Consider the following 14,069-nt stretch of genomic DNA (forward strand, 5'->3'; position numbering starts at 1 on the left):
TCGGGCATTTAGGGGCAGTGTCACAATCCTATTACTTAACAGGTTGAATTAATTTTACTGCCCCTTAATGCGGGATTAAAAAATTTCCCAGTTCAAAGTTAGAATAAACATGATACAATAGAAAAAGTAAGTAGTCGGATGTGATCGGTATTAACTGGTCACTTTTTTCTTTCGCCGATAGGAAAGTAAACTTTCCTATTACGCATAAGTGCACTAAGGAAGGCTTCGAAGCAAAGGCATCGCAGTCGAAAAGCTGTGCTTTTCGACGACCTACGCCTCTGTCTTCGCCTCTGTCTTCGCCTAACGGCTTGCCAGTCGGCGAGTTTTCTTTATGACTTTTTAATTAAATCCTTCTAAGGTAGGAGGTTTTTGATAGATGAATGATTTATATGCGGATCGTATGCCTCCGCAAAATATTGAGGCGGAGCAGGCTGTATTAGGGGCGATTTTTCTAGAGCCTTCTGCACTCACATTGGCCTCAGAAATCTTAATTCCTGAAGATTTTTATCGTGCCGCACACCAAAAAATCTTCAATGTGATGCTTCATCTAAATGATCAAGGTAAAGCGGTTGACCTTGTAACGGTAACAGAAGAACTCGCGGCTTCAAAACTAATAGAGGATATTGGCGGTGTCAGTTATTTAAGCGATTTAGCGGGCTCTGTTCCAACGGCTGCCAATATTGAGTATTATGCTAGAATCGTAGAAGAAAAGTCTTTACTTAGAAGATTAATTCGCACAGCAACTAATATTGCCACTGATGGCTATTCGCGCGAAGACGAAGTGGAAGCACTGCTAAGTGAAGCAGAAAAAAGCATCTTAGAGGTTGCACAAAGAAAGAATGCCGGTGCCTTCCATAATATTAAAGATGTGCTGGTCCGTACGTATGATAATATTGAGGAAATGCACAACCGTGTTGGAGAAATTACGGGTATTGCGACAGGATTTGCTGAACTTGACCGGATGACAGCAGGCTTTCAGCGCAATGATTTAATCATTGTTGGCGCCCGTCCTTCCGTTGGTAAAACAGCTTTTGCCTTAAATATTGCCTCAAATGTTGCAATTAAAACGGGTGAAAATGTCGCGATATTCAGTCTTGAAATGGGTGCGGAGCAGCTTGTCATGCGTATGCTTTGTTCGGAAGGCAATATCGATGCTCAAAGGCTTCGTACCGGCTCGCTTACAGATGAAGACTGGGGCAAGCTGACAATGGCAATGGGCAGCCTTTCTAACTCAGGTATTTTTATTGATGATACCCCTGGTGTTCGTATCAGTGATATTCGCTCTAAATGCCGACGCTTAAAGCAAGAGCACGGATTGGGTATGATTTTAATCGATTATTTGCAGCTTATTTTAGGAAGCGGCCGTTCGGGTGAAAACCGTCAGCAGGAAGTATCGGAAATTTCCCGTTCCCTTAAGCAATTAGCCCGTGAGCTGAAAGTCCCTGTTATTGCCCTTTCCCAGTTATCTCGTGGCGTTGAGCAGCGTCAGGATAAACGCCCGATGATGTCTGATATCCGTGAATCCGGAAGTATTGAGCAGGATGCCGATATCGTTGCCTTCCTGTATCGTGATGATTACTATGATAAAGAATCAGAGAATAAGAATATTATCGAAATTATCATTGCAAAGCAGCGTAATGGTCCAACAGGTACGGTACAGCTTGCATTTGTGAAGGAATATAATAAATTTGTAAATTTAGAGACACGCTATGACTCCTCTCAAGGAGCGTAACGTGGATATTTTGGAGTTAGCCAGATTATCAGGCTAGCTCTTTTTTTTGAAAAAGGATAGCATTTGGGATTAACGGGAAAAAAATAGCTTAAATTTATGTTTCGTACTTGAAAGTTTCGTTTCTACTAGATAATCCTTCTTCATAATTTTCATAGTTTGCTATATTTACGAACATATTTCATAATTTTATATAAAATGTTCGTGTTTTGTTTGATTTTTTGATGAAAAATTGATAAACTATGGTGGTGATAAATTAATTATTAATGAAAGCAAAAATTTTGGAGGTGTCTTTCATGTCATCAGTAGTGGTTGTTGGTACACAATGGGGAGACGAAGGAAAAGGAAAAATCACTGATTTCCTTTCAGAAAATGCTGAGGTTATTGCACGTTATCAGGGTGGAAACAATGCAGGCCACACCATCAAATTTAACGGAGTAACCTATAAATTACATTTAATTCCTTCAGGGATATTTAATAAAGAAAAAATAAGTGTAATCGGTAATGGAATGGTTGTTGATCCAAAAGCGCTTGTAACAGAGCTGGCTTATTTACATGAAAAGGGGATAACAACTGATAATCTTCGTATTAGTAATCGTGCCCATGTGATCCTACCGTACCATTTAAAATTGGATGAAGTGGAAGAACTACGAAAAGGCGCCAATAAAATTGGTACAACGAAAAAGGGGATTGGCCCTGCCTACATGGATAAGGCTGCTCGTATCGGCATTCGGATTGCTGATTTACTTGACCGTGAAATATTTGAAGAAAAACTAGTACAGAATCTTGACGAAAAAAATCGCTTATTTGAACGCATTTACGAAACTGAGGGCTTTAAGAAAGAAGATATTCTAGATGAATATTATGAATATGGCCAACAAATTAAAAAATATGTTTGTGATACATCTGTTGTATTAAATGATGCTTTGGATGAAGGCAAACGCGTTTTATTTGAAGGAGCCCAAGGAGTCATGCTTGATATTGACCAGGGTACTTATCCATTTGTAACCTCGTCAAATCCAGTTGCTGGAGGGGTAACAATTGGCTCAGGAGTTGGCCCATCAAAAATTACTCATGCCGTCGGCGTTTGCAAAGCTTATACTTCTCGTGTTGGTGATGGACCATTCCCAACTGAATTAAATAATGAAATCGGCAATCAGATCCGCGAAGTAGGTCGTGAATACGGGACAACAACTGGACGTCCGCGCCGTATTGGCTGGTTTGATAGTATTGTCGTGCGTCATGCCCGCCGTGTCAGCGGATTAACAGATCTTTCCCTCAATTCTATTGATGTATTAACAGGGATTGAAACATTAAAGATTTGTACGGCTTATCGCTACAAGGATGAAGTGATTACCGAATATCCTGCAAACTTAAAGGTATTATCACAATGTGAACCTATTTATGAGGAACTTCCTGGCTGGACAGAGGACATTACAGGGGTTAAATCATTAGATGAACTGCCAGTAAATGCCCGTCACTATGTTGAACGAGTTACACAACTGACAGGTATTCCGTTATCTACCTTCTCAGTCGGTCCAGATCGGAATCAAACAAATGTAGTCCGCAGCCCTTGGAGACAAATATAATTACTATTTAAAGAAGCTCTTCATTTTGGAGAGCTTCAATCTTTTTAAAAAAATTTTTTAAAAAGTATTGCGTTAATAATATTAACCATGATATTATAAAAAGCGTCGTCACAATAAGACAAATTACTACGAGCCATTAGCTCAGTCGGTAGAGCACGATCGAATAAGCTTCCATGAAACAGCATCAGGGCACACGCCGAGCTGCTGCTTGAATAGGCTATCCGAGGTGTGGGCATCCGGCGAAATAAAAAGATTAGTGAATTATCCTTGTACGAGCCATTAGCTCAGTTGGTAGAGCATCTGACTTTTAATCAGAGGGTCGAAGGTTCGAGTCCTTCATGGCTCACCATTTACAATTTAATATGGCCCCTTGGTCAAGCGGTTAAGACACCGCCCTTTCACGGCGGTAACACGGGTTCGAATCCCGTAGGGGTCATTTGGTCTGGTAGTTCAGTTGGTTAGAATGCCTGCCTGTCACGCAGGAGGTCGCGGGTTCGAGTCCCGTCCAGACCGCCACTCATACGGCTCAGTAGCTCAGTCGGTAGAGCAAAGGACTGAAAATCCTTGTGTCGGCGGTTCGATTCCGTCCTGAGCCATACGAAAAAGAAGTTTGCATGTGCAAACTTCTTTTTTTGTCTATTTTTGTAACTTCTGTAATGCGGTTGTAACAAATATTCCTCTTTTTTACAAAACTCACCCTGTAGTTTGTCCTGTTTAATAAAAATAGAATCTGCTACTCTAGAACTATAAAAATCCTTGATTTAATAGGGATTTATCACTATCTTTTTTAGAAAATCCATTAGAAGGACATGAAAAATCGACTAGCATATTTCAAAAATATGTAGGAAAATGTCAGTAATTATACATTTTTGTTACATTATAAAGACTATTAATCTTTTTAAATTAAACTATGTTAAAGTAAAGAAGGTCTAAAATTCTGGAAAACGCTTTACTAGATGAAAATTCAAGTTTATAAGGGTTTTACCGTGGTTTAGGAGGAATAAATGTTATTTTCGAATAAAAAATCAAAAAAGTTTTTATTATTAAAAACGACTGTAATTACCGCGATGGCTGCGTCTGTTATCGCTTTTAGCAATGGTCCGGTTGCTTTTGCCACATCATCAAAATTGACCACCATTTATCATGTTTATCTTAATGGTACATATATAGGCAATGTTACAGATAAAGAAATAGTAAATAAAATAGTTGCTGATAAAGTCGATACCGCAAAGAAGTCACTTAAAAATGTCGATTTTAACATTGGTTCGCAGGTCCAATACATACCTGAACAGGTTTTTCGAGCTAAAACAACTAATCAAGAAACAGTCCAAACCATTAAAGACACATTCCAGATTCAAGCAGAAGCATCAGCTATTGTGATTGACGGCACTCCTGTTGTATACCTTGATAATAAAGATACAGCTGAAGAAGTAATTAAAAAGCTGAAACTGCAATATGTGTCTGAGGATCAATTAACAGAACTTGATGCAAGAAAAGCCCAAGACAATGGATCCTTACCGGCACTACAAGAAAATGAATCTCGTATATTAGACGTTCGCTTATCCAAAAATGTTTCAATTGAAGCAGAAAATATCGCTCCAGAAAAAATTATGTCTGCCGAAGACACAGCTACATTTTTACAAAAAGGTACTTTAGAAGAAAAGAAATATGCTGTTCAAGAAGGCGATGTGCTCGGAACCATTGCCGATGCTCACGGTTTGGCAAAAGCGGATCTTTTAGCACTTAATCCTGGTTTAACAGAGGATTCACTTTTGCAAATTGGCCAAGAAATAAATGTAACGGTGCTTAAACCATTTGTTGAAGTAATCGTTGATAAAGAAGTAAATCAAAAGGAAGAAATCCCTTTTGCAAATGAAGTAGTTGAGGACTCATCGATGCCAAAGGGTGAGACAAAAGAAAAGCAACAGGGGCAAAACGGATCTCGTTCCGTAACCTATGCCATCTCAGAACAAAATGGTGTAACCGTTAAAAAGGAACAGTCAAGCGAACAAATCCTTCAGCAGCCAGTCAACCATATTGTTGTGAAAGGAACGAAAGAGATTCCTTCCCGTGGCGAAGGCAGCTTTGCCTGGCCGACAGCAGGCGGCTATATATCTAGTCAAATGGGCTACCGCTGGGGCAAACTGCACAAAGGGATTGATATTGCCAGACCAAGTGACAAGACCATAAAAGCGGCCGATAATGGCGTGGTTGTTTCTGCTGGCTGGGATGGCGGTTATGGTAATAAAGTTGTCATTGACCATCAAAATGGCTTACGCACACTATATGGCCATATGGCATCTATTAATGTCACAGTAGGCCAAACGGTATCTAAAGGCACAGCGATCGGCGTGATGGGTTCTACCGGTGACTCAACAGGAGTTCACCTCCATTTTGAAGTGTATAAAGATGGCAGCTTAGTCAACCCGCTATCCTATCTAAAATAATTGAACAAGGGTCTCTAGTTAATGCTAGAGGCTTTTTTTTATTTTTGATATATTTACTAATCATAGAAATACATGTTATCCAAATATTTCTAAGTGCTAGTTATAGGTGAATTTAAGTTAATAAAATGGTAAAGTAAACTAGTATAGGTATGACTTCTAGAATTTTTTTATTGTATAGATCGTAATTGAATGAAAAGGAGAAATGGTATGGAAAAGAAAATTCTTGTTATCGATGATGAAAAACCGATTGCTGATATTTTGCAGTTTAACTTAAAAAAAGAAGGATATATTGTCTATTGCGCCTACGATGGTAACGAAGCGCTTCGGTTGGTAGATGAAATACAGCCTGACTTAATCCTCTTAGATATCATGCTTCCACTCAGAGATGGGATGGAAGTTTGCCGCGAAGTCCGGAAGAAATATGAAATGCCGATTATTATGCTGACAGCAAAGGATTCTGAAATTGATAAGGTGTTAGGGCTTGAACTTGGTGCAGATGATTATGTAACAAAGCCATTTAGCACAAGGGAATTAATTGCACGTGTAAAGGCAAACTTACGCCGTCACAATCAAATCTTAGCTCAGCCAGATGCTGAAAGTGACACGAACGAAATTGAAATTGGTTCGCTTGTGATTCATCCAGACGCTTATGTGGTTTCCAAACGAGGCGAAACCATTGAGTTGACACACCGGGAATTTGAGCTGCTTTACTATTTGGCACAGCATATCGGACAGGTTATGACAAGAGAACACTTGTTACAAACCGTGTGGGGCTATGATTATTACGGTGATGTACGGACTGTTGATGTAACTGTAAGACGTCTGCGTGAAAAAATCGAGGATAGTCCGAGCCATCCAACATGGATCGTCACGCGCCGCGGCGTTGGCTATTATTTACGCAATCCTGAACAGGAGTAGTTTACTTGATGAAAAAAGTTGGTTTCTTTCGCTCTATACACGTAAAATTTGTTATCATCTATGTCCTCCTTCTTTTAGTGGCAATGCAAATAATTGGGGTTTATTTTGTCAGGCAGCTTGAAGAAACATTACGAACAAACTTCCAGACATCGTTAAAAGAACGGGTGAATTTGCTTGCCTATAATGTTGTTGAGGAAATGGAAAAAGAAAGAACATCTGAAGATCCAACTCTCGAAGAAGATATTAGGAAAATTCTCCGTGATTTCGATGCAGGGGATATCTCAGAAGTCCAGGTAATTGAAAACAGATCTCTAAAAATACTAGGTACCTCGGAGCAAAATAACCAAGGAGTAGTCGGTCAAAGGACGACAAGGCTTCAAGTGAAACAATCGATGGTGTTAGAAGAAGATCAAAGTGCCATCAAAATTGACAGGCAAACCGGCCACCGGATCTGGGTCCTCTCTACCCCAATTAAGTCTGGTAAAAAGGTAATTGGCGCCATTTATTTAGTCGCAAAAATTGAAAATGTGTTTGAACAAATGAAAACCATTAATAAGATTTTTGCAACAGGCACAGGCATCGCTTTAGCGATCACGGCCGTATTAGGTATTTTATTAGCTCAAACCATTACAAGACCAATCGCCGATATGAAGAAACACGCACTAGCCATGGCAAAGGGGAATTTTTCGCGAAAGGTTAAAGTGTACGGTCATGATGAAATTGGTACATTGGCCATGACCTTTAACCATTTAACGAAAAAACTTCAGGAAGCACAGGCGATGACTGAAGGGGAACGAAGAAAGTTGTCATCGGTCTTGTCGTATATGACTGACGGTGTGATTGCAACAGACAGAAAAGGCCGGGTTATTTTAATCAACGATCCTGCTGCTGAAATGCTGAATGTTTCACGTGAAACAGTTCTTTCCCAGCCGATCGTCTCTTTATTGGATTTAGACGATACCAATACATTTGAAGATCTATTGGAGGAAAAGGATTCGTTAATTTTAGATTATAGTACGAAATCTGAACGCTATATTTTACGGGCAAATTTCTCAGTTATTCAAAAAGAAACAGGATTTGTCAATGGCTTGATTGCCGTCTTGCATGATATTACGGAGCAGGAAAAAATTGATGTTGAAAGACGAGAATTTGTCGCCAATGTCTCCCATGAGCTAAGAACGCCGCTGACAACGATGCGCAGTTACTTAGAGGCCCTTGCTGATGGTGCGTGGCAGGATGCAGAAATTGCACCAAACTTTTTAGAGGTAACGCAGACAGAAACAGAGCGAATGATTCGGCTTGTCAATGACCTGCTGCAATTATCAAAAATGGATAGTACCGATTACAAACTGAACATCGAGTGGGTGAACTTTGTTGATTTCTACGACCGCATCATCGATCGGTTTGAGATGTCTAAAGAGCAAAACGTCACCTTTAAAAGAAAACTTCCTAAGCATGCCATCTTTGTTGAAATTGATGAAGATAAAATGACACAGGTATTATACAACATAATTTCCAACGCCTTAAAGTACTCTCCAGAAGGAGGCCAGGTCACTTTTTCGATAAAAGAAAAGGAAGACAAGATGATCGTCAGCGTGTCGGACCAAGGCGTGGGGATTCCTAAAGAGAATATTGGAAAGATTTTTAACCGTTTTTATCGTGTCGATAAAGCGAGGACACGAAAATTAGGCGGTACAGGACTAGGGCTGGCAATTGCAAAGGAAATAGTCAATGCACATGGCGGAGCTATCTGGGCAACAAGTGAGGAAGGAAAAGGAACAAAGATTTCTTTTTCAATGCCATATGAGCGTTCTGAAGAGGATGAATGGTCATGAGATACGAAAATATTAAATCAGGCATTTTAACTGTATTAGTCTTGGTTAGTATTCTGTTAACATGGAATCTTTGGACATATCAGCCCCACTACGACACAATGGAAAAAAACAAATATGTGGACGAGGTCACAGTAAGTGAAAAACAAGAGGTTCAAAAAATTGTCAGACCTGACCAGGTTTTGTTTCATATAAAGGGACAGCATTATGGAACTAATAACACAGGTGAGCTCGAAAAAATTGTTAAGAACATAAGCCGCTGGTCTATTTTTGATGTAAAAAATTATACTGATAAAGTGGAAAATATTGATGAATTAATCCATAGCAACGGCAATGCTGAGATTATTTTCCCAGGAGAGGTTCCGATTGAATTATATCGAAGTGTATTAAATTTTGAGGAAAAAAGGGTACCTTCCTTCAATTTCAATCGAATTATAATTAATGTTGAGGGCTTGGATAAGGAAAATGGAATTGTGTACTTTGTTTCCTCTGAAAACCAGCAAGTCTATATCAGTCATATTTCATCAGCGAATTTGAATGAGTTTAATCAGGAATTTTATAAAAATGCAAACCGGTATCCGCAATATTTTGCCTATAAGGTATCGGAAAGACGTACGCTCTTCCTGCCTGATGGTGAAACAGAAATGACGACGTACAAATATTTGCCAGTTACCCTTAACTCAGATGAATTCAAGGATGCACTCTTCAGCGATCCAAGTTTTGTTCAGAAAAGCTTTGTTCCCCATGGAGAAGAGTACACGAACGACTCGAGTAAAATGAATATCAATTACGATACCAATATCCTTCGCTATGTGAACCCGACAGCAGAGGATAATTATCTTGACAGTTCCTATGCTTTAGTCAAAAGAAGCATTGATTTTGTGAATGAGCATGGTGGATGGACGGACCCATTTCGTTTTGTTTCGAAAAGTGAATATAAACGGTCTGTAACCTTTCGTTTATACAGTATGGATGGTTATCCTGTTTTTAACGACAAAGGGCTATCTGAAATTACTGAGGTTTGGGGCCGGGATGAAATCAATATGTATGTCCGCCCGAATATTTCGTTAAAATTGCCATTAACGATGGAGATGCAAAAGATTACGCGTCCATCAGGACATGCAGTCTTGGAGTTTTTACAAAATAAAAAGAATTTTAAGCCAGAGCTTCTTGATGAACTGATCTTGGGCTATCGAATGGAAAGGGATTCGGAGGGGAATAAATTAATCCTTTTGGAACCTGCCTGGTTCTATCGTTATGATAAAATCTGGGGACAAATTACGATGGATGAGATAGGAGGTTTGAAGCATGGATTGGAGTAAAATTAAAACCATTTTTATCATTACATTCCTGATCCTTGATGTGTACCTCTTATTTCAATTCATGAAAATCCGTGATGCCAATAAATATGAAGTTGCAACCGAGGCTTCTTTTGAAGAAAAGCTAAAAGCGGATGAAATCACATATGAGGCGCTCCCAAAGGCACCGATTAAGAATCAATATTTAAGTGCAAAACCAAGAACTTTTACAAAAAATGAAACCGCAAAACTTAAGGGCCAGACGGCTGTAGTGAAGGATCCTGGTACAACGCTTCTGGTGACACTTGATAAGCCGCTGCAGTTAAATTCCAAATTTGAACCATCAGAGCTCTCTAGTTTTTTTAAGGAAAACATCCTTTACGGTGAACACTATCAATTTTGGGAGAAAAATGATAAAAAAAATACCATTACCTACTTTCAGCAATATGATAATTTTCCCTTATATCAAAATGTAAATGGAATGATTACATTTAATCTTAATGCTGATAATCAAATTATTTCCTATCAGCAAACCTATTTAGAGGATATTGAAAAATTGACGGCTAAAGAGGAAATTCTCTCTCCATTAAAGGCCATTGAAACCTTGCATCAAAAGGGGGTATTAAAGCCGAAGAGTAAGATTACCAAGGTTGAGCTTGGTTATTCGACCCTCGTTGGTTTAGCTGCTTCCCAAGTGTTAGCACCAACCTGGCGCATTGTCGTCAATGATAAGGAAAGTCTTTTTGTAAATGCCTTTGAAGGGCAGATTATTCAGTTTAATAGCGATGATAATAGTAAAGTGGAGTGAAAAAGTATGTCGTTGCGATATAGCATCCTAGCAAGCGGGAGCACAGGTAACGCCTTGTATGTAGAGTCTGATGAACATTCCTTTCTAGTGGATGCTGGGTTTAGCGGGAAGCAGATGGAGTCGCTTTTCGGACAAATTGACCGTGATATCAGCAAGCTTTCCGGGATCTTTGTCACGCATGAGCATAGCGATCACATTAAAGGGATTGGTGTTCTCGCCCGGAAATTTCATTTGCCTGTTTATGCAAATGAAAAAACATGGAGGGCCATGGAAAGCTCGGTAGGTGTGATTCCAACAGAGCAAAAGTTTGTTTTTAATATGGAAACGGTGAAGAGCTTTGGTTCTACTGATATTGAATCGTTCGGTGTCTCGCATGATGCTGCAGAGCCGATGTTTTATGTATTCCATCATTCCGGGAAAAAACTTGTTTTAATTACTGATACAGGTTATGTAAGTGATCGGATGAAGGGAACGATCTCAAATGCTGATGTCTACATTTTTGAATCAAACCACGACGTGCAAATGCTGCGCATGGGCAGATATCCTTGGAACATTAAACGGAGAATTTTAAGTGATGTCGGCCATGTCTCCAATGAAGATGCGGCACTTGCAATGAGTGATGTGGTGGGTGATCGAACGAAGCGGGTCTATCTCGCCCATTTAAGCCTCGATAATAACATGAAAGACTTAGCGAAAATGGCAGTAACACAAACTCTCGAGAGCTGCGGTCATATTGTTGGCGAACAGTTCGAGCTATATGATACAGATCCGAAAATACCAACCATTTTAACAGCAGTATAGTGTTAAAAGAATGAAGTTGTCTTTTTTAAGGGCACTTCATTTTTTGCGTAGAAATGGGGCGAAGCACCGCAAAACGAATGAGTCTATCCAATCAAGGTGAAATATATTAAGTTACGCTGCTAGCTAAGAGCTGCCAAGCTTTGCTCACACCGCCTATATTATATCGGGTTGATTCTTTGAATGAAGTATTGTATTTCTAAAATAGATAGAGATGTAAGATATCATTTACGGTTATTGTGAAAGAACTATGAACAAATTGGGAAGTTTTTCTTAATTGTATACAATTTTTTAGTAATTTAAGGATGAAGGATTATAATTGTTATTATAAGCCAAAATAGAAAATAGCAACCTTTTCGAAAGAGAGGAATAGTGTAAATGGGTTATTATGACGAGTATTCACAAGAGCGTTATCGGGGGCAAAAAGGAAAAAGAGGAGGTTATTTTCTCGCTAGCTTAGCTGGAGCAATTATTGGCGCAATTATAGTGATTCTTGCCCTTCCAGCCTTGTCAAATCAAGGTGTCCTGCCCTATACAGTTAGTCCAAATCAAAATACGGCGACAGAAACAAACAAAACGAATCAGCAGAAAGTCATTAAACAGCCGATTTCATATGATGTGACTACCGATATTACAAAAGCAGTTGATAAAACAGGTGATACTGTTGTCGGTATTAACAACATTCAATCAACAAGCTTTTGGTCAGATGAAGCTAATGCAGAAGAGCCTTCAGGGACAGGGTCAGGTGTAATTTATAAAAAAGAAGGAAATAAGGCCTTTGTTGTAACGAACCATCACGTTGTAGAGGGAGCTACTAAACTGGAAGTAACGATGTCAGATGGGACGAAGATACCTGCAAAGCTCTTAGGAAGCGATATTTGGACTGATTTAGCTGTTTTAGAAATCGATGCAAGCAAAGTAAAAAAGGTAGCGGAATTCGGCAATTCTGATAGTTTAAAAATGGGAGAGACAGTCATCGCGATAGGAAATCCACTCGGCGCAACTTTTTCTGGATCGGTAACACAAGGAATTATCTCCGGGCTAAAACGGACCATCCCTGTAGATATTGATCAGAATGGCGTTGTTGACTGGCAATCAGAGGTTTTACAAACCGATGCAGCAATTAACCCAGGTAACAGCGGTGGAGCGTTAATCAATATGGCAGGCCAAGTGATTGGGATTAACTCGATGAAAATTGCCCAGCAGGCTGTTGAAGGAATTGGCTTATCGATTCCTATAAATTCTGCCAAGCCAATTATTGATGATCTCGAGAAATTCGGCACCGTGAAACGTCCATATATGGGTGTTGATTTAAAATCGGTTGAGGAAATACCTGCATATTACCAAGAGGAAGCATTGAAACTCCCTCGTGATGTGAATTACGGTGTAGCACTGCGTCAAGTTGTACCAAATTCTCCAGCAGCGCAAGCGGGATTAAAGGAGCTCGATGTTATCGTCGAAATGGACGGGGAAAAAATAAATGATGTCATTGACCTTCGGAAACATTTGTATCAGAAAAAGAAAATTGGCGACAAAATGTCGATTAAATTTTACCGTGATGGGAAGCAAAAGGAAACAACCTTAACATTGACGGGAGAAAAATTGCAATAATTGTGCTGTGTAAGGCAGGAGAGTGATTCGTTCACTTTCCTGTTTTTTATTATGGTATTATAAATGATGTCATAAGTATGATTTAAGTATGATTGCTGATAGAAAAGAAAAAATAATAATAACGATGTAGTTCGGGAAGGTGAAGATGAATGATTTATAGCTGTGAGGAACATATAGAAATTGCATTAGATGATATTGTCGATCAATATCAAACATATCCGGTATTATCAAAAATACCTGTGGATAAATTATCAACAAGCTGTGAATATTGTGAAAAGCAGGCTGTATATATGGTGGCGAACAAGTGATTCCATACAAGATGTGGATAAAAAATGTGCATATGTGGATAACTACTGTGGATATCTTGTTTGTAAGCTGTTTGTAATCAAATTAAAAGGGTTGTGGATTGTGAATATCTCGATCATTACGGTTGGTAAGTTAAAAGAGAAATATTTAAAGCAGGGCATTGAAGAGTATTTAAAGAGATTATCCGCCTATGCAAAGGTAGATGTCATTGAAGTTACAGATGAAAAGGCACCTGAGGAATTAAGCGATCTGGAAATGGTTCAGGTGAAGCAAAAAGAAGGCGAAAGAATTCTCGCAAAGATTGGCCAGGATACATATGTGATTGCGTTAGCAATCCAAGGAAAGCTGGGTTCATCCGAAGAACTTGCCGAAAGGTTAGATAAACTAGCGACATATGGAAAAAGTAAAATTGCCTTTGTGATCGGTGGTTCATTAGGCTTAAGTGAGGAAGTAATAAATCGGTCTAACGAACAGCTGTCTTTTTCACGAATGACCTTCCCCCATCAGCTGATGAGGTTGATATTGGTGGAACAAATTTACCGGGCATTTCGGATAAATCGAGGGGAACCGTATCATAAGTAAATGAGGAGTTTAAAGGAATAGAGTTATCTATTTTATTTAACAGATGAAGTGGGACAAAAATACTATATTTCTTAACAGGTATGATGATTCTCTAATAATCAAAGGAAGAATTAATTTTGTTATCAGTTTAGGCAAGTACTCAATGAATAGT

The 14,069-nt window shown here is 39.1% G+C and carries 11 protein-coding genes and 4 tRNA genes; all 15 read left to right on the forward strand.

What is annotated here, in order from left to right:
* The first annotated feature begins 376 nt into the window (after positions 1-376).
* The 15 genes from dnaB to rlmH all read left to right on the forward strand — a co-directional run bounded on the left by dnaB (position 377) and on the right by rlmH (position 13,918).
* Complete coding sequence (gene dnaB / locus V7150_RS07160) at positions 377-1,732, forward strand: replicative DNA helicase (RefSeq protein WP_335515498.1); 1,356 nt, start codon at positions 377-379, stop codon at positions 1,730-1,732.
* 293 nt (positions 1,733-2,025) lie between these two features.
* A complete protein-coding gene (locus V7150_RS07165; RefSeq protein ID WP_335515501.1) occupies positions 2,026-3,318 on the forward strand; it encodes an adenylosuccinate synthase in 1,293 nt (430 codons plus the stop codon).
* A 273-nt stretch (positions 3,319-3,591) separates the two neighbouring features.
* Positions 3,592-3,667, forward strand: a tRNA-Lys gene (locus tag V7150_RS07170).
* Positions 3,668-3,682: 15 nt separating this feature from the next.
* Positions 3,683-3,754: transfer RNA gene (locus V7150_RS07175), tRNA-Glu, on the forward strand.
* A 3-nt stretch (positions 3,755-3,757) separates the two neighbouring features.
* Positions 3,758-3,834: transfer RNA gene (locus V7150_RS07180), tRNA-Asp, on the forward strand.
* A 7-nt stretch (positions 3,835-3,841) separates the two neighbouring features.
* Positions 3,842-3,914 (forward strand) — tRNA-Phe (locus tag V7150_RS07185).
* Positions 3,915-4,322: 408 nt separating this feature from the next.
* Complete coding sequence (locus tag V7150_RS07190; RefSeq protein WP_335515504.1) at positions 4,323-5,765, forward strand: M23 family metallopeptidase; 1,443 nt, start codon at positions 4,323-4,325, stop codon at positions 5,763-5,765.
* 207 nt (positions 5,766-5,972) lie between these two features.
* Entirely contained in the window at positions 5,973-6,683 is a 711-nt protein-coding gene (gene yycF, locus V7150_RS07195) for a response regulator YycF (protein ID WP_283920938.1), read from the forward strand.
* Between the two features lie 8 nt (positions 6,684-6,691).
* Positions 6,692-8,518 (forward strand): cell wall metabolism sensor histidine kinase WalK, encoded by a 1,827-nt coding sequence (gene walK / locus V7150_RS07200; protein ID WP_335515508.1) that lies wholly within the window; start codon positions 6,692-6,694, stop codon positions 8,516-8,518.
* Positions 8,515-9,837, forward strand: a complete 1,323-nt coding sequence (locus tag V7150_RS07205) for a YycH family regulatory protein (protein WP_335515510.1) — start codon at positions 8,515-8,517, stop codon at positions 9,835-9,837. The genes walK and V7150_RS07205 overlap by 4 nt, the downstream gene beginning before the upstream one ends.
* On the forward strand, positions 9,824-10,621 hold the full coding sequence (locus tag V7150_RS07210; protein WP_335515514.1) for a two-component system regulatory protein YycI: 798 nt from the start codon (positions 9,824-9,826) through the stop codon (positions 10,619-10,621). Before V7150_RS07205 ends, V7150_RS07210 begins: the two co-directional genes overlap by 14 nt.
* Before the next feature lie 6 nt (positions 10,622-10,627).
* Positions 10,628-11,422, forward strand: a complete 795-nt coding sequence (locus V7150_RS07215) for an MBL fold metallo-hydrolase (RefSeq protein WP_335515516.1) — start codon at positions 10,628-10,630, stop codon at positions 11,420-11,422.
* Between the two features lie 375 nt (positions 11,423-11,797).
* A complete protein-coding gene (locus V7150_RS07220; RefSeq protein WP_335515519.1) occupies positions 11,798-13,030 on the forward strand; it encodes a S1C family serine protease in 1,233 nt (410 codons plus the stop codon).
* Between the two features lie 149 nt (positions 13,031-13,179).
* Positions 13,180-13,338 (forward strand): CxxH/CxxC protein, encoded by a 159-nt coding sequence (locus tag V7150_RS07225; protein ID WP_335515521.1) that lies wholly within the window; start codon positions 13,180-13,182, stop codon positions 13,336-13,338.
* Positions 13,339-13,438: 100 nt separating this feature from the next.
* Positions 13,439-13,918 carry a 23S rRNA (pseudouridine(1915)-N(3))-methyltransferase RlmH gene (gene rlmH, locus V7150_RS07230; RefSeq protein WP_335515738.1) on the forward strand — a complete coding sequence of 160 codons (480 nt, stop codon included), beginning with the start codon at positions 13,439-13,441 and terminating at the stop codon, positions 13,916-13,918.
* Positions 13,919-14,069 lie beyond the last annotated feature (151 nt).

This window comes from Neobacillus drentensis (genome assembly GCF_036965245.1).
GTDB lineage: Bacteria > Bacillota > Bacilli > Bacillales > Cytobacillaceae > Neobacillus > Neobacillus drentensis_G.